Source organism: Desulfocapsa sulfexigens DSM 10523, assembly GCF_000341395.1.
In the GTDB taxonomy this organism is placed as follows: domain Bacteria; phylum Desulfobacterota; class Desulfobulbia; order Desulfobulbales; family Desulfocapsaceae; genus Desulfocapsa; species Desulfocapsa sulfexigens.
The window spans coordinates 1,227,024-1,248,947 of the sequence record NC_020304.1 but is presented as its reverse complement, the minus strand read 5'-3'; the positions used below and the strand labels follow the sequence as shown (position 1 = coordinate 1,248,947).

The following is a 21,924-nucleotide window of genomic DNA, read 5'->3' as shown; positions in this document are numbered from 1 at the left end:
TTCTCCTTAGCCTCCTATAATTGCGTCAAGAGGCAATCCTACTTCATTAGTAGCCATGTAAATATCATTGTGCTGTAACACGACATCCAAATTTTCCTTGCCTGCAAGTAAAACCAACTCCTTCCTCAATTTATTCATTGACTCAATATGACTTAAATCAACCTGAAATATCATTGTATACAATTCATCACGCCTCGCAGTCACCAAATCCAAAACGTTAATTGCTCGTGCATAAAAAAAATCTCCCAGGAGCTTAACCAATCCTTTTCGGTTTCCCCCCTGTGCCGTTACCACATAGGTTTCACCAGGTAAGACCCTGTTATCATACATATAAACACCATCCACTTCTTTTATGATGGCTTCAATGGCTGGTTCAGTACCAATAGCTGAAAACGTTTTCATCAGTGTTTCAACGGTTACCCCTTCAGGAAACTCCACCATTAGTATCATAGTAAAATACCCTCCCAGTACAGATTGGTTAAGGCCCGCCAAATCTCCTCCTAAATCATAAATCACAGTAGTAACATCGGATATTATTCCTGGGCGATCTTTAGACATAACCGAAATAACAAATTGTTTATTCTTCACCTTCCACACCCCCTATTAACTCAAATTCCCAGCTGTTTCTATTACCTTTCCTACGAAAGAGCGTAGCATTAGAATGTTTGAATTTGTTTGGAAAATCTATCACATAATGTAACCCACGAGATTCCTTCCTCGACAAGGCAGATTGTATAATCAATAATGATATCAGTGAGATATTGCGCAACTCAACCATATTTGGAGTGACAAAATACTCCTGGTAATGTTCCTCAATTTCTGAATATATAAACTCCATACGCTTCTTAGCGAGCTCCAATCTTTTCATAGACCTAACAATACCCACATAATTCCACATTACTCTTCTTATAGAATCCCAATTATGATTTATTAAGATTTCCTCACCTAATTCCTTTGCATCTCCGCTCTTCCATAAATCAATAATTGGAATATCTATATTTTGTAATTCTTTCCAATTTTTTTCACAAAACACCGCTGCCCTATTTGCGAAAACCACTGCCTCAAGCAAACTATTACTTGCCAACCTATTACCACCATGCAACCCCGTACAAGCACTCTCACCCAGGGCCATCAAACCAGCTACAGTTGTTCTCGCATACTTATCAGTACGAATTCCTCCGCACATATAATGTGCAGCTGGTACCACTGGAATTGGCTGTTTTGTTATATCTATACCTCGCGACAAACACCTGTCATAAATTGTAGGAAATCTTTTTTTCACAAACACAGGATCCCTGTGGGTGATATCTAAAAACACACAATCTTCACCTGTTTCCTTCATTTCTCTATCAATTGCACGAGCAACCGTATCCCTGGTTGCCAAGTCTTCCCTTGAATCATATTTTTTCATAAAAGGAACACCATCCACACCAATCAACACTCCACCTTCGCCCCTAACCGCCTCCGAAATCAAAAAATTCTTCTCTTCTGGATGATACAAGCACGTAGGGTGAAACTGTACAAATTCCATATTCTCAATTTCAGCCCCAGCCCTAAAAGCCATAGCAATACCATCACCAGTTGCAATATCCGGGTTCGTTGTATAAAGATACACCTTCCCAACCCCACCACTACATATAGCTGTCAATTTAGCACGATAAGCCTCAACCTGCCCATCAACCAACACATACGCCCCGACACAACGCTCTCCAGAATCAACCTCTCCCCAACCAGGGACACCACCTGCAACCATTAACAAATCTACAACCATGTGCTCCTCCATAAGTTCAATCCTCTTATGGTTACGAACCACATTCAACAAAGCCCGTTCTATCTCCCTACCCGTCAGATCATTTGCATGAGCAACCCTCCTACAACTATGCCCTCCCTCCATTCCAAGAGAGTACCCCGAGGAACTTCCTTCATCCCTTACAAAATCAACACCCATCCTTACCAAATCAGCAACCCTCGCCGGACCATCTTCTACCACCATCCTAACCACACTCTCATCGCACAACCCGGCCCCAGACTCCAGGGTATCCTTTACGTGGGACTCATAACTATCCTCAGCCTCCAACACCACAGCAATGCCCCCCTGAGCCAGGTTAGTTGCCGTGTCAATATCCTTCTTCTTTGTAACAACAACCACACTACCCAACTCAGCACACCGTAAAGCATACGAAAGCCCCGCTATACCGCTACCTATCACCAAAAAATCACTTTCCATAAATCCCCTCACTTAATGTTTCACGTGAAACATTGAAATAGTAACCGACTCACAAGCAACTTATACCTAAGCAAAAACAAAGGCAAGAAATAGGCACACCTTGTGGTAAAAAACAAAAAAAACAAAACAAAAGCAGACAGTATTGAGTAATTAGATTGTGATTGAAGGAAAAGTGGGATAAAAAAGAGAAGAAGTTGTACTTTTTAGTGAGATTAAAAACAAAGAGAGTGAAAAACATGAGTCCTGGAAAAATCATCGCTATTGCCAACCAAAAAGGTGGGGTTGGAAAAACAACCTCGGCTGTTAGTCTTGCTGCTGCACTTGAGCGAAAAAAAAAGAAAATCCTTCTTGTGGATTCGGACCCACAAGGTAATGCGACATCGGGTTACGGAGTTCGCCAGAGTGACTGCAAGTCACAATTGTACCACTGTTACACCCAAGACATCCCGGTAAAAACTGTCCTTATCACACCAAACAAAAAAAGGAACTTAACAATTTTACCATCGGGTATTGATTTGTCTGCTGCTGAAATGGAGCTCTTTCCAATAGAGAAACGAGAGTATGTACTAAAAACAATGCTTGAGCCATTGCGAGAAGAATACGATTTTATCCTTATCGACTGCCCTCCGTCCCTGGGCCTGTTGACAGTCAACAGTCTTACAGCCGCAGATTCTGTTTTAATTCCCATGCAGTGTGAATATTTCGCACTAGAAGGGCTATCACAACTGGTGAGTACCATACGGTCGGTGAAAAAATCACTAAACAAAAACCTCTATATCGAGGGCCTGCTCTTAACCATGTTTGACAAAAGAAACAAATTGACATTTCAAGTAGAAGATGAGTTAAAAAAGCACTTCAAAGACCAGGTGTTCCGAACAGTGATTCCTAGAAATGTTCGTTTGAGTGAATGTCCGAGTCACGGTTTGTCTGTTATCGAATATGATGTCAAATCCACAGGTGCTCAGGCATACATCAAACTGGCAAATGAATTTCTAAAGAAACAAAATTAAGGTGTTGATATGACAAAAATGAAAGGACTAGGAAAAGGGGTAAACCTCCTTTTCAATCAAGAAGAGGATGAGGAGAAATATTTTTCGTGTGATGTTGATAAAATAATTGCCAACAGTTTTCAACCAAGAACTCATTTTGACAAAGACAAGCTCAACGAGCTAGCGGAATCCATCAGGGAGAAGGGCATTATACAACCCCTGGTTGTTATTCCAAAAAACAACGGAACTTACGGATTAATAGCAGGAGAAAGAAGGTTAAGGGCCTCGAAGCTCATAGGGCTAAAAGAGGTACCAGTCGTTGTGAGAGAAATTGGAGGGGATGACGAGTTGTTAGAACTCGCTCTTATTGAAAACGTCCAGAGACAGGACCTAAACCCAATTGAAGAGGCCCTCGCATACGAAAAATTAATAAAACTCTTTTCATATACCCAAGAGGAAACTGCGTCAAAGGTAGGAAAAAAAAGATCGACTGTAACAAATCGCTTAAGGTTACTACAACTACCTGATTTTATTCAACTAGATATAGCGGAAAAAAAACTATCTGAGGGACATGCAAGGGCGATCTTACGATTGTCTGATGATACAACGGCCATGAAAGCAGCAAGAGACCAGGTCGTCGCTAAGGGATTATCAGTAAGGCAAACTGAAAAACTGACCTCACGCATGAAACTGGAAAACACAAACAACAGGACCATCAGGACCCAAAAAAACATATCAATCCCTGACCAGTTTTCGCAGACTTTGATCAACAGGGTAACCAATAAACTCCACTCTAAAGTTCAACTGCAACAAAATGGAAGTCGCGGGAAACTGGAAATTGAATACTATTCCCTGGATGACCTGGAAAGGCTGGTCGCACTTATTGCTGGTGAAGATATTTAGTTCAACGTTTTATCATTTAAAAACAGGAGGGTACCAATGGCATTAATGCAATTAACCATGATACCTTTAGGAAGTGGTACCTCGGTTGGTGATTTTGTAGCACATATTCAGCATAGTCTGAAACAATCAAATGTGCGTATTCCAGTGAATCCGGCCACCCAGTCCACTTGATTCCGGCCAGTAATTCCACGGCAAAGCGGCCACCCAGTCCAGAGGATTCCGGCCAGGGTGTCGGAGCGTAGCGACGCGAATATTTCCTTCTTACTCTGTGTGTTGCTCTCACGTCAAGCGTGCTTTCTTTTTTCTCATAGATTCTCCTTTCAGTTTGATTTTGTGAGCGGCATGTACCAGACGGTCAAGAATGGCGTCGGCTAAAGTCGGATCTCCGATCCGCTCATGCCAGTGCTCTACCGGTAATTGACTGGTTACCAAGGTAGATTTGAGGCCGTGTCTGTCTTCCAGTATTTCTAGTAAATCATGGCGTTGCTCCTGGTTGAGTGTGGCCAGTCCATAGTCATCAAGTACCAATAGATCTGTTTTTGAATAGACAGTCAGTAACTTCAGATAACGGCCATCCCCCTTGGCAAGAGCCAGATCTTCAAAGAGTTTACTCAGACGGAGATAGAGAGCACTATAGCCTTCTCTGCATGCCTTTTGGGCCAAGGCACAGGCAAGATAGGATTTGCCGACTCCAGTGGGGCCGGTAATAAGCAGATTGGTATGTTCCTTTATCCAGTTGCAGTCAGCCAGCCTGGTTACCAGTGACCTATCCAGACCACGCGGATGACGGAAGTCTACATCCTCGATTGAGCCATCCTGCCGCAGCTTTGCCTTTCTGAGTCTGGTCTGAAGTTTTCTGGTTTCCCTGACCGCCTGCTCGCGGTCAAGTAACAGACCGAGGCGTTCTTCGAAACCCAGGTTATCTGCAGTGTCCATGTCCATCTGTTCCTGGAGTGCTGCGGCCATGCCGGTGAATCGAAGAGTTGTGAGTTTTTCAAGTGTTGGATGCAGAAGCATTTTATCGTTTCCTTTTTGTTTTAGTGGGTTGAGGGAGAATAATACTGAGAGCCACGGATATTTGCGTGATTAACCGGCTTGTCCTCTGTAGCCGGCTTCGGTAGTGGCTTCTGATCAAGGCCGCTTTTGAGTATGGATTCCACTGAGCGGTAAGAAAGGGCGTTGATATGCAGGGCCCGATGGCATGCTGCCTCAAGGCGTGAATCTCCATAGGCTTTGCCAAGACGGAGAATGCCCAGCAAAGTGCGATAGGCCTGTTGTGGGTGAGCTCTTTTTACAAGAAGCGTCTCTGTGAGGCAGAGTGTCTCCGGCCCGACCTTGGCAGCCCAGCGCTTGAACCTGTCCGGATTCCACTCCATGTACTTTCGGTGGTTGACAGGCATATGCTCTTTGACGGTAGTGTGGTGCCCTCGTTGATTCTCCCGGATGTGACTGGCCACCCGTTTACCACGAAAGTAACACTCAACCGTGCTTTTGGTATAGCGCACCTCAATCTGTTTTTTGACCAGGTTATATGGAACGGAATAGTAATGTCCCTCGACCTCCACATGATAGTCGATATGTACAGTGGCCTTTTTCCAGTAGGATAATTCATAAGGGCTGGCTGGAAGTTGTTTCAGGGCAGGTTTGTCCAGTTCTTCAAAGCGACTTTTACGGCTGCCGGATAACTTCTTGAAAGGCTTGTTGTTCAGTTGCTCAAGGAGTTTGCCTATTTCGCGATTGAGATCGTCAATGTTGAAGAAAGTATGTTTACGGAGTTTTGCCAGAATCCAGCGTTCCACCAGCAATACACCGGCCTCAGCCTTGGCCTTGTCCCTTGGTTTTCTAACCCTTGCAGGCAGCACCACGGTTTGATAATGTCGGGCCAGATCATGATAAGTGGGATTAAGGTCAGGTTCGTAACGGCAGGCTTTTGTGACGCCACTTTTCAGGTTATCTGGAACGACAACTTCCGGAACCCCACCCAGGAAAGCAAATGTACGGACATGTGAACCGATCCAATCCTCAATCTTCTGGCTGGGAGTGGCCTCAGCATAGGTGTAGTTGCTGGCACCAAGGACCGCAACAAAGACCTGAGCCTTTGTGATTTCTCCGGTGTGTTGGTCAACGACATCGACGGTTTGGCCTGCGTAGTCGACAAACAGTTTCTCACCGGCTCGGTGTTCATGGCGCATGACCAGATCAAGCTTGCCGGCCCAATCCCGGTAACTATGGCAGAACCAGCTGTACTGGTAGCCGTCAGGATGCTGCTCTTTGTATTCCTGCCACAGCAGGTTCAGGGTAACCCCTCGTTTGGATTGGAGCTCTTTGTGGATCTCAGAGAAATCTGGAATTAGCCGGCTTGTCCCCGGTGGAGGCGGTGGAGGGAAAAGGGTTTGTTCAAGGCTGCTGTCGCTTAGGTCGTCAGGAAGGGGCCAACCCAGATCTGCTCTTTTGGTTCGTTGTAAATAGTCACTTACCGTGCTGCTGCCAATACCGCAGCTACGGGAAATTTCACGGTTACTGTGCCCAAGTTCATACTTGAGTCGTAGTACCTCTCTAATTTTTCGCATAGATAACCTCTTCTTCGGCATGAGCCCTCCTTGAATTTTATTCAAAAAGGCACTCTCTACCAGTTGGTTCTATGCGTCGCTACTCCCTATTTGGGGTGACCGGATTCCTCTGGAATCACTGGCCGGAATGAAATGGAATCGGTGGCCGGAATCACGTGGAATGAGTGGCCGGTTTACTCTGGAATCGGTGGCCGGAATCGTCTGGAATATGCAAAATGCGACATTTAAACTAAATGACATGGGAACACTGATTGAAGGAAAAATTACGGACCTTTTTGCTATCTTAGAAAAAATCTACGAAATACCGTTTGATCAAGGAGCGGTGCGAGTCGTCACCCATATCACAATAGATGACAGAAGGGACAAAGATATCAAAATAGGGGACAAAACAGCATCTGTTACAGCCAGGATCAATGATTTCAATGATGAAAAGACAGTATTTACCTAAAATGTTAGTTTTTAATCAAAAGAATGTTACGTTGAAAGGATAAAAGCGCTGGAAATGATAATGCATGTATATTAATTGTATATTAACGGTCAATAAACCATAGGTCACCTCAGGTATTTATACGGTATATGATGAAACTAAAATTCGTACTTTTCTTAACCTTTCTTGGAATCCTAATTTTTTGTAATGTTCAAGCTGAAATGCTTAGCATTGATGGAGAAAATGTACAGGTGCGTTCTGGGCCAGGAACAAAATATTCACCAAAATGGCTATATGGTAGCGGACTTCCAGTGAAAGTGTTGTCTAAAAAGGGAGGTTGGGTGAAAATCAGGGATTTTGAAAACGACACAGGGTGGGTATTTAACAAATACCTCAAGTCAACCCCACATATGGTTGTGAAGGTTAACAAGGGAAAGAAAAAACAGATAAACATTCGAAGTGGTCCTGGAACAAAATTCGATATAGTTGGCAAAGCATATTACGGTGTGGTCTTTGAAACTCTGAAACAGGACAAAGGGTGGGCTAAAGTAAAACATGAGTCCGGGTTAACAGGATGGATAAAGAGAAGTCTCCTGTGGGGCTATTAAACCCACTAACACGAAAAAAAAGGCCCGATTTGCTTATTAAGCAAGTCGGGCCTTTTTATTTTGGCGGAGAAGGAGGGATTCGAACCCTCGGTGGAGTCTAACCCCCACACTCGCTTAGCAGGCGAGCACCATCGGCCTCTCGGTCACCTCTCCAAAACTGGCGGAGGAAGTAGGATTCGAACCCACGGTACTTTCGTACAACGGTTTTCAAGACCGCCGCCTTAAACCACTCGGCCATTCCTCCAGATGGAAGTCTTTTACCATCTGTTACAGCTTGTGTCAATATTTTGAGTACTCGGGTAACCGGTCATAGAACAGAAATGAAAAAATCAGAGATAAAATAGAATATTTAACCTATATTGGAACAAGACATGACATAATTGTGAAAAAAATTGCAACAACAGTATTACTGAAAAAAATAACGGTTAGCACGAGTAAAAAGACAAAAATGAAACAATTAAAAGATATTTCAACACAATTAAAAGACCTCACGTGTCTTTATGAAATTACGAAAAATCTAGCCTCTTCAACAGACCTGAGGGAGTGTTTAAGTAATGCAATGAAAACCATTGATGTTATGAAAAACATGGAGAATGGGACAGTTACGATCATAAACCCTATAACTGGTAAACTAGAAATAGAGGTAGCACATGGTATTAGTGCAGAGGGTAGAAAGCGTGGTAAATACCAAATTGGTGAAGGTATTACTGGAAAAGTGGTGGCATCAGGCGAATCAATTATTGTGCCTCATATCGCAGACGAACCTATGTTTTTAAACAAAACCAGAGCACGTGGAGATTTAAACACAAAGGCAAGGTCATTTATTTGTGTCCCTATTCATGGGGGTAAACAGGTTATTGGGGCATTGTCAGTGGATCGGGTATATCTTGAGGGAATCTCAAAGCAGGCAGATGATGACTTGCGCTTTTTAACAATTCTCAGTTCCCTTATTGCACAGACAACACAGCGGATCCAGACGGTAAGCAGGGAACAGGAAGATCTGATAGAAGAAAACCTAAAACTCCGCCGAGAGTTATCAGGCAAAAACACCATTAATGATATTCAGGGTAATTCAAGCCGTATGCAGGAAGTATATGAGATGATCCATAGGGTGGTTGACTCAAATGCAACTGTTTTATTGCGTGGTGAGTCTGGTACAGGAAAAACTCTGGTCGCCAAGGCTCTGCATTACAACTCTAAAAGAAGTAACAAACAATTTGTTGTTGTAAACTGTTCCGCCCTACCTGAAACACTGTTAGAAAGTGAGCTTTTTGGTCATGAAAAGGGTGCCTTTACTGGAGCCACTGAACGAAAAACAGGACGGTTTGAACAGGCAGAAGGGGGTACACTTTTTCTGGATGAAATTGGAGAGATAAGTCAAGCTGTTCAGGTAAAACTCCTTAATGTGGTGCAGGAAAGAACCTTTCAAAGGCTCGGCTCAGGAAAATCAATACAATGTGATGTAAGACTTGTAGCTGCGACTAATCGTGACCTTGAAGCCGCGGTAAGAGATAATAGTTTCAGAGAAGATCTCTATTATCGTCTCAATGTATTTCCAGTATATATGCCAGCTCTTAGAGAAAGGAGAACAGATATTCTTCTTCTTGCAGAGTATTTTCTAAAAAAATATTCTGATGAAAATAAAGTAAAAATAAACAGAATTTCAACAACGGCCATTGATATGCTGATCCAGTACCATTGGCCTGGAAACGTGAGAGAATTGCAGAACTGTATGGAACGAGCAGTGCTTATTTGCGACGGAGATACTATTAAGGGTATTCATTTACCACCCACCCTACAAACCTCTGATTCTACGACTTCAGATAAAAATCCATTATCTCTGTCAACTGCAGTGGAAAATTTTGAGAAAGATCTTATTATTGAGGCACTAAAAAAAACGAGGGGAAACCAGACAAAAGCCTCTAAAATACTCGACACAAGCCTCAGAATCATTAATTATAAAATCCATCAATACAATATTGACCCTAAAAAATTTAAAATAACACCTTAAATGAAAATTCTCCTTCACGTATGCTGCGCACCTTGTTCTACCTACACATTATCTCAGTTGAGAAACAATAATTTCAACGTTTCCGGATACTTTTACAACCCGAACATTCACCCATACTGCGAATTCAGAAAGCGCCTGGACACGCTAAGAGAATTTTCTTTAAAAGAAGATTTTGAGCTTGAGATAGAATCCGAGTATGGTTTATCTGAATATCTCAGGAAGGTCGTCTTTAATGAGAAAAATCGATGCGCTATCTGTTACGAAATGCGTCTTGAAAAAACTGCGCAACAGGCAATTAATACAGGAGCTGATGCTTTTTCTTCAACACTTCTTTACTCCCGATATCAAAATCATAATGCCATTATCAGTACTTGTGAAAAAATAGCCACGAAATATAATATTCCTTTTTATTATGAGGATTTTAGAATTGGATGGCAGCAGGGGATAGACATGGCTATTGACATGAAATTATACAGACAACCCTATTGCGGCTGTATCTATAGCGAACAGGAACGCTATGATAAAAACTTACAGAGAAAATTACGTAAAGAAAGAAAAAAATAACTGACTTTTTTTATAATTTTCATTGATTAAATTTTATTCCTAATGAGGGTTCGAAATGGTCGATCTTATTGTTCTTGCAACAACAAACAAAAACAAAGTTAAAGAATTTCAAGAGATGCTTAGTGATTTTCCAATAGAAATTAAATCCGTAGCAGATTTTGGACCAATCCCAGAGTGTATCGAAGATGGAGAAACTTTTGATGACAATGCTTATAAGAAGGCCCTACACACTGCAAAGATTCTTGGTCTCCCAGCAATCGCTGACGACTCAGGACTTGAGGTTGAGGCCTTAGGTGGGGCACCAGGAGTTTATTCGGCAAGATATGCAGGAGAATCAGCTACCGATGCTGAGAATTGTGAAAAACTACTGAAAGAAATGGAAGGGAAGGAAAATCGTAAGGCGGCATTTCAGTGTGTGTTGTCTATTGCGGTTCCATCTGGACCAGCACTAACCTATGAAGGCACATGTGAGGGTACTATTCTTCAAGAAAAGCAAGGTGATTCCGGCTTCGGTTACGACCCACTTTTCTACTATGAGCCATTTGGGAAGAGTTTTGCAGAATGTGGTTTGGAAGAAAAAAACAAAGTAAGCCATCGCGGTAAGGCACTTACTGAACTTCGCAACGAATTTGATAAAGTGATTATCTGGTTGAACCAGCGTATTTCCGAAGCAAAACCGCCTAAACCTGATCACGATGAGTTTAAGAATAATGACTGGTCTAAATAAATACAAACCGATGAACCAGGCTACTATAGTAAATGGCTTGTATCTCTGTATTGGTATGATTTTTCGTTAAAAAAGATTTGCACAAAATTGTAGCCTCAGACCAACTGCACCCTAAACAAGAGCATTTTTTTAAGGCTACAACTATATTTGCGGTATCATACTATGTTAAAAATCTTCTGGAAATCCAGTATGCTCAATTTGTGAGCTATAAAGATTAGCTGCTGCCAGACTAAGGGCTATGACGGAAGGTCCAATGATAATTCCCCAGAACCCAAAACTTGCAATTCCTGCCAGAATTGAGAGCAGAATTAATATTTCATTCATAGTGTACTCGAAACCAAAAATTCTTTTTAAGTGGCTTATAAAAATAATTCGCAAAATATTATCGATGAAAAAACCCATAATACCCCAAACTACAATTAGAATAACAAGAACATTTATAAAATTTCCAGCAACCAGTTCAAGAGCTATCACGGGGACATAAACAAGAGCTGCTCCTACAATTGGTATAACAGAACAAAAACCCGCAAGAACAGCGAGATAAAATGTATTGTAGCCACCGATAAAAAAAATGAGGATACCAAAGGTAAGCCCCTGGGCTAGCATATTAAAAAGCGTTCCATAAAAGACAACGGCTACTGTTCCTGTACACTCCCGGTATAAATACTTTTCATGCTCAAAACTTGTTGGTAGTACTCTGGCTGTAAAGGCAAGTATTTGCCTTCCATTGAGATTAAAAAGAAAATAAAAAATCAATATCCATCCTATTTGAACAACCAGACCTCCAGCCCCTGAAGCAACACCATTTATAGTTTTGTAAAGCGTTTCAATAGAAACACTTTTTAACAATGAAAACCCTTCAGTTTTTAACGTACTGAGAAAATTATAAAGAATCGGAATTGGGTCGGTAAACGCAACCAGCCTGTTAACAAGTTCCATGGTTACTTTTTTTACATGGTCAACATCGACATGGGACATTTGAATATAGGTTTCAGAAAGAAAATAAACTAGGGGAGCAAATATTAAACAGAGAAAAAACAGTGTTAAAATAGAAGCACTTATAAAGTTAGAGTTTTTTCTTATAAATCCGGGAAAAGGGGATCGATTCAAAAATTTTATTAATGATGACAAAGCATGACTGGTACAAAGTGCGAGTACAGCAGCAACCAGGATATAGTGTAAATAGGAAGAAAAAATATAAAGTGAGGCAAAAAGCAGGAAGAGGGCGAGGTAACTAAGAAACTGTATACTTCTTTGATTATTAGTTTTTTCCATACATTGAATAATTTTTATTCGACCCTCAACTCTCTGGTCAGCAGGTCGGTCACGGCTTTTGAGCATTCTTTCCCTTTATAAAGAATTTGATAGACCTGATCAAGAATGGGCATTTCAACCTCCATTTGTAACATCAGGTCGTGAACCGACTGAGTAGTTTTAACACCTTCTGCAACCATCTCCATCTCATCGAGTATCTGGGAAAGTTTCATTCCTACTCCAAGTTTAAGACCCACTGACCTGTTTCGACTGAGATCACCGGTGCAGGTGAGAACCAGATCGCCAATACCAGAAAGTCCAGAGAAGGTAACGGGATCTGCCCCCATGGCAACACCCATGCGAGTAATTTCAGCGAGTCCTCGAGTTATAAGCGCTGCCCTACTGTTTAGGCCAAAACCTAAGCCATCACTTATACCAGCAGCAATAGCTATAATATTTTTAAGAGCAGCACTTACCTCAAGTCCCATCATATCCTGAGCAGCGTAAACACGAAAACGTTCACTTCCAAAAACATTTTGAAGAAACTGAGCGTCCTCAAGGTTATCACAGCCAATAGTTACGAGAGTAGGTAAACCCAAGGCGACCTCTTTCGCGAATGATGGCCCAGAAAGGACAGAAAGGGTTAAATTTTTAGCGGTCAGAGCACTTCCAAGGCATTGCCTCATTACCTGAGTCATGGTCATTAGAGAGCTATTTTCGATCCCCTTTACGGCTGAGACAACACTTGCACCAGTTTTAAGATAGGGAATAAGTGTTTCAAAAACTTTACGATACCCGTGTGACGGTACAACCATACAAACAACATCTGCTCCGGTTGCGGCTTCCTTTAAATCTGTTTCAATCGAAAGCAGTTGAGGAAATTCAAAACCTGGAAGATATTTCTTATTTTCACGATCCTTTTTAAGATCCTCTATATGTTTATCATTATGCCCCCAGAGAACAGTTTTCAAACCCTTTGCAGAAAGCACACCGGCTATTGCAGTTCCCCAAGATCCTGCACCAATGACTGCTATTTTATTAACAATCGGATTATTCATCTGAACGCTGTAATTCTTGAAATTCACCTTCACTTTCATCATCAGATTCTTCTTCAGGAGCTACAAGATCCATTGCAACAACCCGTTCATCATCTGCAAGATTGATAAGTCCTACACCCTGAGTTGTTCTACCAATAACCCTCACATTGCTCATCGGCATTCGAATCATTTTCCCAGAATCAGCTATCAACATGACCTCTGAGTCATCATCTACCTGCATGGCACCGACAACGTAGCCATTTCGTTCACTAGTTTTAATGGCCATAATACCCAGTCCACCGCGTTTTTGAATACGATAGTCGGCAACGGGACTTCTTTTTCCATAACCATTTTCAGTTACTGTGAGAATAGAAGAATCGGAATCAATTACGATAGATCCAACAACATAATCATTTTCTTTTAACCGAATACCACGAACTCCTGCAGCTGTTCTACCCATGGTTCGGACATCACTTTCATGAAAGTGGATAGAAGAACCGTATTTGGAAAAAAGAAAAATGGTATCGTCGCCCGTAAGGATATGGGCAGAGATAATCTCATCATCTTCATTAATAGTAAGTGCTTTTTTACCGCGCTTGAGTGGTTTAATAAATTCCTCAAGGCTGGTTTTTTTAACGCGTCCAAGACGGGTTACCATGAGTATAGTTTTAGTTATTTTTTCATTCTGAAGATCAGCAACAGGTAGAATGGCAGCAACCTTCTCATCCTCTGCAAGATTAAGAAGATTGACAATAGCTTTCCCTCGTGCAGTGCGTCCGGCTAACGGAAGCTGATAAACTTTTCGCCAGAATATTTTTCCATGATTGGTGAAAAAGAGGAATGTATCATGGGTTGAAGCAACATAAAGGTTAGAAACAAAATCTTCCTCAATGTTTTTCACACCCAAAACTCCTTTTCCGCCACGCTTTTGGGATCTGTATATACTCACAGGATTACGCTTAATATAACCTGTGTGGGTAACGGTAACCGCCATATCCTCCTGAGTTATCATATCTTCAGGGAGAATTTCATCAACAGCATCTATTATTTCAGTGCGTCTCTCATCTCCATAGGTATCTCTAATTTCGATAAATTCATCACGGATTATCTTCATTACCAGGTTTTCATCACCAAGGATTTCCTGTAATCTATTTATCTCTGCAATGATATCTTTGTAATCCTGAATAATTTTATCACGCTCAAGACCGGTAAGACGCTGTAGTCTCATATCAAGAATAGACTGAGATTGAATATCAGAGAGATTAAAGCGGCCTATCAATTCGGCTTTTGCAGCAGCTGGATTATCAGAAGATTTAATTAATTCTACAACCTCATCCAAATTGGTAATGGCAATTTTAAGACCTTCTAAAAGATGTGCCTTTTCTTCTGCTTTTCTTAATTCAAAGGCTGTACGGCGATAAACAATAACTTTACGATGAAGAATAAAATATTCGAGAATTTGTTTTAGATTTAAAACCTCAGGTTTGTTATTAACAATTGCCAGAAAGATAATACCAAAGGATCGCTGTAAAGGTGTCATTTTATATAACTGATTAATTACAACATCAGCGATTTCATCTTTTTTCAATTCAATTACTATTCTTTCACCATGCCTGTCAGATTCGTCACGAACTTCAGCTATTGCATTTATTTTCTTTTCTTTTACAAGAAGAGCTATCTTGGAAACTAGGGTTGCCTTGTTTTGTTGAAAGGGAATTTCCGTTACAATAATTGCTTCCCTTTTACTCCCCTTAATTGTTTCAACATGAGTACGTGAACGCATAAGTATACTGCCACGTCCCGTCTCATAAGCCTCACGGATTCCAGCGCGCCCACATATAAAAGCACCTTTGGGGAAATCGGGACCGGTTATTATTTCAATAAGCTCATGGACTGTGATGTTAGAATTATCAATCATGGCAATTAAGCCATTCATAACTTCAGTGAGATTGTGGGGCGGAATGTTGGTGGCCATTCCAACGGCAATACCTGACGATCCATTGACCAGCAAATTTGGAATTTTACTTGGCATAACCAATGGTTCAGTCATGGAGTTATCATAGTTAGGACCAAAATCGACAGTATCCTTTTCAAGATCACTTACTATATCTCTGTCAATTTTTGTCATTCTTGCTTCGGTATAACGCATAGCTGCAGGAGAATCACCATCCATAGATCCGAAGTTACCCTGACCGTCAACCAGCGGGTAACGCATGGAGAAATCCTGAGCCATTCGAACAATGGTATCATAGGCGGCCGTATCACCATGAGGATGATACTTACCTATAACATCACCGACTATACGAGCCGATTTAACATAGGGTCTGTTAAAAAAAACAGAGAGTTCTCGCATGGCAAAAAGAGCCCGACGATGAACTGGTTTTAGACCGTCACGAACATCTGGCAGAGCTCTACCAATTATGACGCTCATAGCATAATCGAGATAGGATTTTCTCATCTCCCTTTCAATGGAGATTGTTGGATGAATTTCTTGTTCTTCAGTTGTCATATAAAATACCAATTTACAACATTATGCTGCATAGCCAGAGCAATGCGCTTTATCTATAGTTTTGATCAGATATCCAGGTCGGAAACTTCTAAAGCATGATTTTGAATAAATTCTCTGCGTGGTTCCACCTTGTCTCCCATGAGGGTGGTGAAAATATCATCAGCCTGTTCTGCATCTCCAATAGTTACTTTGACTAAACTTCTATTCTGGGGATTCATTGTGGTATCCCAGAGCTGTTCAGGATTCATTTCACCTAAACCTTTGTATCGCTGTAGATGACTTCCTTTAAAGGTTTCATTACGAACAGTCTTTATCATTTCACTCCAGTTTTTAACTGATATTTCTTTATCATCAGAACCCTGAACACCTCTTAACACTGTAAAAGGACAACGAAGTAAAGATTTAATATCATTAAAAAGGCCAAGAGCCGTACGAAATTCATTAATAAGAGGGAGTTGTGGCCCCAGGGTCATCATAATCTGTGCCTGACCTTTAATAGCAATATCAACCTCGTAACAACTTGGTCGCCAGCGGCACGGACGAATGTTACCTATTATGTGTTTTTCAGGAGAGAGTCCATTTATAATATTTTTAACAAATTCTTCATCACTGAACTGATCAGCGGAATGTACATCCTGATCTAGAAGATAATAAAGGAGGTCTTCCCATATATTCATTCTACCCAGATAGATTACTACCTGATTAAAAACTGAAAGTTTCTTCAGTATGTTAATAAGATTTTCGTTCTCAATAAATTCGTCAGCTCCATTTTGAGCCTTAATTTTTAAAATTTGACTGGCTTCATTGAAGAGATGAGCGTTGAGGTCTTCCTCCTCAAGAAAATACTGTTCTTTTTTCCCACGCCCTAAACGATAAAGAGGTGGTTGCCCAATATAGATAAATCCGCCTTCAACGAGCGGCAGCATTTGTCTGTAAAAGAAGGTAAGTAGAAGGGTACGAATATGTGCTCCATCTACATCAGCATCCGTCATAATTATTATCTTATGATAACGAAGTTTTTCTTTATCAAATTCTTCCCTACCAATGCCGCAACCAAGGGCTCCAATAAGTTGTTTTATCTCTTCAGAACCAAGAATCTTTTCAAATCGCGCCTTTTCAACATTCATAATTTTGCCACGAAGAGGAAGAATGGCTTGAATGGATCTGTCACGCCCCTGTTTTGCAGAACCCCCAGCTGAATCTCCCTCTACTATAAATATTTCACGCTTTGCTGGATCTTTTTCCTGACACTCTGCAAGTTTTCCTGCCATAAAAAGAGCGGTTGATCCTTTTTTCCGGGAAAGTTCTCTTGCTCTTTTTGCCGCTTCTCTGGCTCGTGCAGCTTCTACAGCCTTTGTGAGAATTTTTTTTGCTTCCTGTGGGTTTTGTTCGAGAAAAAGAGTGAGTTTATCTGTGCAGATTGAATCTACGATAGAAGTTACTTCGGAATTACCTAATTTCGTTTTGGTCTGTCCTTCAAACTGTGGATCCGGCACTCGGACGGAAATAACACAAGTTAAGCCTTCTCGAACATCATCGCCACCCATCTTTTCTTTCATGTTTTTTGGGACGATATCATCACTTGCATAACGATTTATACATTTAGTAAGTGATCTTCTAAAACCGGAAACGTGTGTTCCACCTTCTCGGGTATTTATATTATTTACAAAAGAAAAAAGGCGCTCTGAGTAGCCATCAAAATACTGAAAAGCTATTTCAACCTCCACATTGTCTTTTTCGCCGGATATGAAAATGGGGACAGCATTTATAGGGGTTCGTTTTCTGTTCAGATATTCAACATATTCACTTATACCGCCTTCAGCATGAAACTTATCCTCAGCGCCGGTACGTTCATCTTTAAGATATATACGAACATTTTTATTCAGAAAAGCAAGTTCCCGAAGACGGGTATTTACCGTTTCATAATTATAAACAACAGTTTCTTTAAAAATATCAGGATCTGGCTGAAAAGTAATAGAAGTTCCAGTTTTATCTGTTGTACCAATAACTTCGAGGTCACCTATGCGTTCACCATAACTGTATTCCTGACGATGGATTTTTCCATCACGTTTAATTTTTGCCACTGCTTTAACAGAAAGTGCATTTACGACAGAAACACCTACACCATGAAGTCCACCAGAAACCTTATAACTGGAATGATCAAACTTTCCTCCTGCATGGAGTGTGGTCATAACCAGTTCCAGTGCAGACATATTCTCAGTAGGATGATGAGCTACAGGAATTCCACGACCATCGTCTTCAACTGTTACACTGTTATCCTGATGGATGGTTACGTAAATACGTCCACAATGGCCTGCAAGGGCCTCATCAATACTATTATCTACAACTTCCCATATTAGATGATGGAGACCTGTTTCAGCCGTATTACCAATATACATTGAAGGTCTTTTTCGAACAGCTTCCAGACCATCAAGAACTTTAATTTGTTCAGCACCGTAATCTTTGTTTTCTTCAGTCACTCGTTTTTCCTTTTTTGAAGAAATAAATTTGTCTATTCAAATACACTAAGAATAGATAATTGTTTGTAAATTATATAAAAATTTAAATATATAAACTATAACTGCATGGGCATTATAATACTTAAAAATCCTTCATCCCTGTCTGATTTCATAAGACAGGGACTATTATTAGAATTAATGTATGCATCCACACTATCACATTCCATAACCTGAAGAGTTTCTATAAAATAACGACAATTAAAGCCCAAAAGCAAAGGTTCACCATCGTATTGAATATCCTGTATGTCTTTAGCGTTTCCGAGATCTACATTCTGCGAACTCAAAATCATCTTGCCATTTTCAATTTCAAGTTGAATTGTATGAAATATATCTTCTGTAAAGAGATTAATTCGTTTCAGAGAATCAAGAAATGGTCTTCTTTCTATGGTTATTTTATTTTCAAGTTGAACTGCGTTGACAATTGCTCTGTATTGTGGAAATTCACCCTGTTTTAAACGAATGACCATTACAGATTCATTATCTTTCGCTATAAGTTTTTCTTTTTCAAAAGATATTTCAACACTATCACGACTATCACAGAATTTTTTTAATTCCTGAACACCTTTTTTTGGAATTAATGTTCCTTCCTGAATAGTAAGAAGATCTATATCAGCAACCACATCTTTTTCCATTATGGAAAGACGATGGCCATCTGATGATATCATTCGTAAATAAGATCGTTCATCCTTTTTTTCTTTCTCAAAAAGGACATTGGTGAGGGAATAGGCATTCTCCTCTTCGTTTGCTACAGAAAATATAACTTTATCAATAAGGTCTGAAAATATGCCTGCCTCAAAGGAAACAAAATTATTTTCATCGAATTTCGGAAATTCTGGAAATTCATCACTTGCTAAACCTGCAAGGTTATAGGTGCTTAATCCTGCTGATATAACAACCCAGCTATTTTCTGTTTCCTGGATAGTTATTTTTTCTGATCCGGATTCCCGGACAATTTCAAAAATTTTTCTACTAGGTAATGTGAGTATTCCTTGACCATTAATTTCAGCAGGAATTTTTATACGTAATCCTACCTCAAGGTCAGTTCCTGTGAGCACAATCCCATCTTCTTCTGCTGCAATAAGAATATTTGAGAGTATGGCAAGGGTTACGCGCTTATTGGTTATGTTTTGAAGACTGTTCAGACCTTCCATTAAATCGGATCGTGATACTGTGCAATTAAGTGTCATAGGAGTATCTCTTTATTAAATAATCTTTTTATTATTATTATTAAGGAGGTTAATATGTTTAAAAAAAACATAACATATTAAAATAATGATTTATTTTATAAAAAGTATGTTGTGAAAAAAAACGGAAAATTTGTTAATTTGTCGTTTTTAACAGCTTATTAACCGAGTTGTTAATAAACTCTTAACAAAGGGTGTTAAAAGAATGTTGAAAACGTAAATTATAAATAAATATTTATATGTAAAAACAATACTATATTTAAAAACTTTACTCTGCCCAATTCTAGTGCAAAGCGGGTAAAAAAACAAGATTTTTTACCCATTTTGCTTGTTTCCATATAAGGATGGAATAGAGGAAAATTTATATGAAAAAAATAAGGATTGATAAAATCAATGATTTGTTCTTAAGAGCCTTGAATGAAAGTGTTTTTTCTGGAGCAGCAATGGCCTATTCAAAACGTGTGGATAATGGCTTTGAACGTTTTGAAAAATATTATGGATTGGCGCAGTTCACACCTTTTAAAGAAAAACTAAAAAATAATAGTTTTTTTGATCTTGCATCACTCACAAAACCGTTGGCAACAGTACTCATACTACTCGCTTTGTTCGAAAAGGGTTTATTGAATTCTGAAACGCAACTTCAAACTCTTTTTCAAAATTGCCCAACAGATAAAAAAAATATTACTATAAAACAACTCATGTCACATTGTGCAGGTTTTGCGGCGCACAGAGACTACTATAAAGAACTGCTTATTATTCCGAAAAAGATAAGAAAAAAAAATCTTGTAAAGAGAATATTAGATGAAAATATGGAATATAAAAATGGAACCAGATATTGTTACAGTGATTTGGGTTATATGCTCCTTGGTTTTATTATTGAAAATGTGACCGGAAAAAAAATAGGTGAGTTAGCATATAACTTAATATATAAGCCTATAGAGCTGCATAATGATCTTTCTTTTCCTGGTTTCTACAAAAAAGATGGTTATGCCTATGTGAGTACTGAAAAGTGTTTATGGGACAAAGAAATGCTTTCTGGAACGGTACACGACGATAATTGTAGAGTTTTAGGGGGGCAGGCAGGTCATGCTGGCCTTTTTGGAACAATTGGAGGGGTTGTAGGTCTGTGTGAGCAACTTCTCGATCAATGGAAGAATAGATGCCAGCATCCAGCCTATTCAAACGATTTACTAAAAGAAACTTTGAAGAAAGTGGAAAATTCTAATTGGACAATGGGGTTTGATACAGTATCGGAGAAAGGATCCAGCAGTGGAAACTTTTTTTCAAAGGAGAGTGTGGGTCATCTTGGTTTTACCGGTACATCATTTTGGATAGATCCTGAAAAAGATTGTATTGTGGTTCTTTTAACGAACCGGGTTCATTATGGTAAGTATAACTGGAAAATTAAAGAATTCAGACCAGCCTTCCATGACTTATTAATGGGGTGAGGAATAGTGAATAACGAAAAAAATATAATTAATTTTTTAGTCTTTCAACTAATAAAAAAAAAACCCCTCACTTAAATAATCAAGTAAGGGGCTTTTTTTAAAACGAAGTTGAATATATCTTACCACCAGCAAATAGTCTGGTCTGCATCGAATATCTTATCAACCAGAGCTGAATAATCAGGTGCATCAACATTAAGATCGAAAGAATCTGCATCACGATCTCTAGTTACAATCTCCACCAGCTTTTTTGTTGTATCATCAGGTTCTGAACGATAAATATTAAGAATTTTCATAATCAGTTGCTCCTAAGCTTTTATAATGCCGTAAGGGATTATATGGGTCATGTCGCGAAGTTTTTCACCTAATTCTTCAATAGTGATAGGCTCAAGATCATTGAGTTCGCAGTTTGCGGTTGTTGTTGCAAAAACATCACCTTCCATATCACGGAGCATTTCAAGAGACTCAGCCTGGAGCTCATTGAATTTTTCCATTTTAGGCTCATCCATTACGCAACCATATGCGTACATGTTTTCAACAGCAAGCCCAAGAGCTGAACGGATACCATCAACGGTACAATCCTGGTTGCGGTACATCAGACATACTTTATTATATTCCATGGGAAACTCCTATAAACTTAAGTAACAATCGTAATCTTCAATGATTATTCCATGCTGAGCCTGAGTGGCCATTTTTTTGGCTTCAAGACCCTCAGGAATATCATCAATATCATATCCCATGTTTTTGTAACTATCCACACAGATAGAAACATCATCAGCTATTTTACAAAGCTCAGGAAAACCAGCTTCTTTTTTTGCGTTATGAGTAGCATCCCAGGTAAAAAATACCTTTACATTGGAACCCTTAGCTTTAGCAGCTTTTGTTATACCCATTACATGTTTGAACTGGTCAGGGTTGGTCACGAATATTCCGAGACTTTTGGACATAGT

The 21,924-nt window shown here is 39.9% G+C and carries 21 protein-coding genes and 2 tRNA genes; 9 read left to right on the top strand and 14 right to left on the bottom strand.

Annotated elements, in window-relative coordinates; all coding sequences use genetic code 11:
* Positions 1-6: 6 nt before the first annotated feature.
* Together UWK_RS05520 and nadB are read right to left on the bottom strand one after the other, a co-directional pair.
* On the bottom strand, positions 7-588 hold the full coding sequence (locus tag UWK_RS05520) for a glycine cleavage system protein R (RefSeq protein WP_015403370.1): 582 nt from the start codon (positions 586-588) through the stop codon (positions 7-9).
* Positions 578-2,227, bottom strand: coding sequence for an L-aspartate oxidase (gene nadB / locus UWK_RS05515; protein WP_015403369.1), 1,650 nt, complete (start codon positions 2,225-2,227; stop codon positions 578-580). Before nadB ends, UWK_RS05520 begins: the two co-directional genes overlap by 11 nt.
* 236 nt (positions 2,228-2,463) lie before the next feature.
* Between nadB and UWK_RS05510 the strand changes: the two genes are divergently transcribed.
* The 3 genes from UWK_RS05510 to UWK_RS19955 are packed head-to-tail and all read left to right on the top strand — an operon-like array spanning position 2,464 to position 4,290.
* Positions 2,464-3,237 (top strand): ParA family protein, encoded by a 774-nt coding sequence (locus UWK_RS05510; protein WP_015403368.1) that lies wholly within the window; start codon positions 2,464-2,466, stop codon positions 3,235-3,237.
* A gap of 9 nt (positions 3,238-3,246) precedes the next feature.
* A complete protein-coding gene (locus UWK_RS05505) occupies positions 3,247-4,119 on the top strand; it encodes a ParB/RepB/Spo0J family partition protein (protein ID WP_015403367.1) in 873 nt (290 codons plus the stop codon).
* Between the two features lie 36 nt (positions 4,120-4,155).
* A complete protein-coding gene (locus tag UWK_RS19955) occupies positions 4,156-4,290 on the top strand; it encodes a hypothetical protein (protein WP_015403366.1) in 135 nt (44 codons plus the stop codon).
* A gap of 108 nt (positions 4,291-4,398) precedes the next feature.
* On the opposite strand, the gene istB is transcribed toward UWK_RS19955, so the two are convergent.
* Positions 4,399-5,136 carry an IS21-like element helper ATPase IstB gene (istB, locus tag UWK_RS05500; RefSeq protein WP_015402932.1) on the bottom strand — a complete coding sequence of 246 codons (738 nt, stop codon included), beginning with the start codon at positions 5,134-5,136 and terminating at the stop codon, positions 4,399-4,401.
* A 20-nt stretch (positions 5,137-5,156) separates the two neighbouring features.
* Entirely contained in the window at positions 5,157-6,710 is a 1,554-nt protein-coding gene (istA, locus tag UWK_RS05495) for an IS21 family transposase (protein ID WP_015402933.1), read from the bottom strand.
* Between the two features lie 106 nt (positions 6,711-6,816).
* Between istA and UWK_RS05490 the strand changes: the two genes are divergently transcribed.
* Together UWK_RS05490 and UWK_RS05485 are read left to right on the top strand one after the other, a co-directional pair.
* Positions 6,817-7,137, top strand: a complete 321-nt coding sequence (locus tag UWK_RS05490) for a thiamine-binding protein (protein WP_052326966.1) — start codon at positions 6,817-6,819, stop codon at positions 7,135-7,137.
* Between the two features lie 128 nt (positions 7,138-7,265).
* Positions 7,266-7,724, top strand: coding sequence for an SH3 domain-containing protein (locus UWK_RS05485; RefSeq protein WP_015403364.1), 459 nt, complete (start codon positions 7,266-7,268; stop codon positions 7,722-7,724).
* Between the two features lie 61 nt (positions 7,725-7,785).
* Here the strand turns inward: UWK_RS05485 and UWK_RS05480 are convergent.
* Together UWK_RS05480 and UWK_RS05475 are read right to left on the bottom strand one after the other, a co-directional pair.
* Positions 7,786-7,877: transfer RNA gene (locus UWK_RS05480), tRNA-Ser, on the bottom strand.
* A gap of 5 nt (positions 7,878-7,882) precedes the next feature.
* A tRNA-Ser gene (locus tag UWK_RS05475) sits at positions 7,883-7,968 on the bottom strand.
* A gap of 204 nt (positions 7,969-8,172) precedes the next feature.
* Between UWK_RS05475 and UWK_RS05470 the strand changes: the two genes are divergently transcribed.
* The 3 genes from UWK_RS05470 to UWK_RS05460 are packed head-to-tail and all read left to right on the top strand — an operon-like array spanning position 8,173 to position 11,026.
* Positions 8,173-9,735, top strand: a complete 1,563-nt coding sequence (locus tag UWK_RS05470) for a sigma-54-dependent Fis family transcriptional regulator (RefSeq protein ID WP_041916695.1) — start codon at positions 8,173-8,175, stop codon at positions 9,733-9,735.
* Positions 9,736-10,299 (top strand): epoxyqueuosine reductase QueH, encoded by a 564-nt coding sequence (locus UWK_RS05465; RefSeq protein ID WP_015403362.1) that lies wholly within the window; start codon positions 9,736-9,738, stop codon positions 10,297-10,299.
* Positions 10,300-10,354: 55 nt separating this feature from the next.
* Positions 10,355-11,026, top strand: a complete 672-nt coding sequence (locus UWK_RS05460) for an XTP/dITP diphosphatase (protein WP_015403361.1) — start codon at positions 10,355-10,357, stop codon at positions 11,024-11,026.
* Between the two features lie 165 nt (positions 11,027-11,191).
* Here UWK_RS05460 and UWK_RS05455 read toward each other — a convergent pair whose 3' ends face one another.
* From UWK_RS05455 to dnaN, 5 genes are all read right to left on the bottom strand, one after another.
* Positions 11,192-12,301 carry an AI-2E family transporter gene (locus tag UWK_RS05455; protein ID WP_041916325.1) on the bottom strand — a complete coding sequence of 370 codons (1,110 nt, stop codon included), beginning with the start codon at positions 12,299-12,301 and terminating at the stop codon, positions 11,192-11,194.
* A gap of 14 nt (positions 12,302-12,315) precedes the next feature.
* Positions 12,316-13,326, bottom strand: a complete 1,011-nt coding sequence (locus UWK_RS05450) for an NAD(P)H-dependent glycerol-3-phosphate dehydrogenase (protein WP_167320772.1) — start codon at positions 13,324-13,326, stop codon at positions 12,316-12,318.
* Between the two features lie 4 nt (positions 13,327-13,330).
* Positions 13,331-15,826, bottom strand: coding sequence for a DNA gyrase subunit A (gyrA, locus tag UWK_RS05445; RefSeq protein ID WP_015403358.1), 2,496 nt, complete (start codon positions 15,824-15,826; stop codon positions 13,331-13,333).
* A 65-nt stretch (positions 15,827-15,891) separates the two neighbouring features.
* On the bottom strand, positions 15,892-18,306 hold the full coding sequence (gene gyrB, locus UWK_RS05440; protein WP_015403357.1) for a DNA topoisomerase (ATP-hydrolyzing) subunit B: 2,415 nt from the start codon (positions 18,304-18,306) through the stop codon (positions 15,892-15,894).
* Positions 18,307-18,401: 95 nt separating this feature from the next.
* The gene (gene dnaN / locus UWK_RS05435; protein WP_015403356.1) at positions 18,402-19,532 is read right to left on the bottom strand and encodes a DNA polymerase III subunit beta; all 1,131 of its coding nucleotides are present in this window, start codon (positions 19,530-19,532) and stop codon (positions 18,402-18,404) included.
* 362 nt (positions 19,533-19,894) lie between these two features.
* On the opposite strand from dnaN, the gene UWK_RS05430 reads away from it, so the two are divergent.
* A complete protein-coding gene (locus UWK_RS05430) occupies positions 19,895-20,977 on the top strand; it encodes a serine hydrolase domain-containing protein (RefSeq protein ID WP_015403355.1) in 1,083 nt (360 codons plus the stop codon).
* A 119-nt stretch (positions 20,978-21,096) separates the two neighbouring features.
* Here the strand turns inward: UWK_RS05430 and UWK_RS19570 are convergent, their stop codons facing one another.
* The 3 genes from UWK_RS19570 to UWK_RS05420 are packed head-to-tail and all read right to left on the bottom strand — an operon-like array spanning position 21,097 to position 21,897.
* Positions 21,097-21,270, bottom strand: coding sequence for a hypothetical protein (locus UWK_RS19570; protein ID WP_015403354.1), 174 nt, complete (start codon positions 21,268-21,270; stop codon positions 21,097-21,099).
* A gap of 12 nt (positions 21,271-21,282) precedes the next feature.
* Complete coding sequence (locus UWK_RS05425; RefSeq protein WP_015403353.1) at positions 21,283-21,594, bottom strand: hypothetical protein; 312 nt, start codon at positions 21,592-21,594, stop codon at positions 21,283-21,285.
* Positions 21,595-21,603: 9 nt separating this feature from the next.
* The gene (locus UWK_RS05420) at positions 21,604-21,897 is read right to left on the bottom strand and encodes a peroxiredoxin (protein ID WP_228130043.1); all 294 of its coding nucleotides are present in this window, start codon (positions 21,895-21,897) and stop codon (positions 21,604-21,606) included.
* Positions 21,898-21,924: the final 27 nt, after the last annotated feature.

Coding starts and splice junctions, on each gene's coding strand:
- nadB (WP_015403369.1), bottom strand. CDS start 2,227: ATGGAAAGTGATTTTTTGGTGATAGGTAGCGGTATAGCGGGGCTTTCG.
- UWK_RS05510 (WP_015403368.1), top strand. CDS start 2,464: ATGAGTCCTGGAAAAATCATCGCTATTGCCAACCAAAAAGGTGGGGTT.
- UWK_RS05505 (WP_015403367.1), top strand. CDS start 3,247: ATGACAAAAATGAAAGGACTAGGAAAAGGGGTAAACCTCCTTTTCAAT.
- UWK_RS19955 (WP_015403366.1), top strand. CDS start 4,156: ATGGCATTAATGCAATTAACCATGATACCTTTAGGAAGTGGTACCTCG.
- istB (WP_015402932.1), bottom strand. CDS start 5,136: ATGCTTCTGCATCCAACACTTGAAAAACTCACAACTCTTCGATTCACC.
- istA (WP_015402933.1), bottom strand. CDS start 6,710: ATGCCGAAGAAGAGGTTATCTATGCGAAAAATTAGAGAGGTACTACGA.
- UWK_RS05490 (WP_052326966.1), top strand. CDS start 6,817: ATGAAATGGAATCGGTGGCCGGAATCACGTGGAATGAGTGGCCGGTTT.
- UWK_RS05485 (WP_015403364.1), top strand. CDS start 7,266: ATGATGAAACTAAAATTCGTACTTTTCTTAACCTTTCTTGGAATCCTA.
- UWK_RS05470 (WP_041916695.1), top strand. CDS start 8,173: ATGAAACAATTAAAAGATATTTCAACACAATTAAAAGACCTCACGTGT.
- UWK_RS05465 (WP_015403362.1), top strand. CDS start 9,736: ATGAAAATTCTCCTTCACGTATGCTGCGCACCTTGTTCTACCTACACA.
- UWK_RS05460 (WP_015403361.1), top strand. CDS start 10,355: ATGGTCGATCTTATTGTTCTTGCAACAACAAACAAAAACAAAGTTAAA.
- UWK_RS05455 (WP_041916325.1), bottom strand. CDS start 12,301: ATGGAAAAAACTAATAATCAAAGAAGTATACAGTTTCTTAGTTACCTC.
- gyrA (WP_015403358.1), bottom strand. CDS start 15,826: ATGACAACTGAAGAACAAGAAATTCATCCAACAATCTCCATTGAAAGG.
- dnaN (WP_015403356.1), bottom strand. CDS start 19,532: ATGACACTTAATTGCACAGTATCACGATCCGATTTAATGGAAGGTCTG.
- UWK_RS05430 (WP_015403355.1), top strand. CDS start 19,895: ATGAAAAAAATAAGGATTGATAAAATCAATGATTTGTTCTTAAGAGCC.
- UWK_RS19570 (WP_015403354.1), bottom strand. CDS start 21,270: ATGAAAATTCTTAATATTTATCGTTCAGAACCTGATGATACAACAAAA.
- UWK_RS05425 (WP_015403353.1), bottom strand. CDS start 21,594: ATGGAATATAATAAAGTATGTCTGATGTACCGCAACCAGGATTGTACC.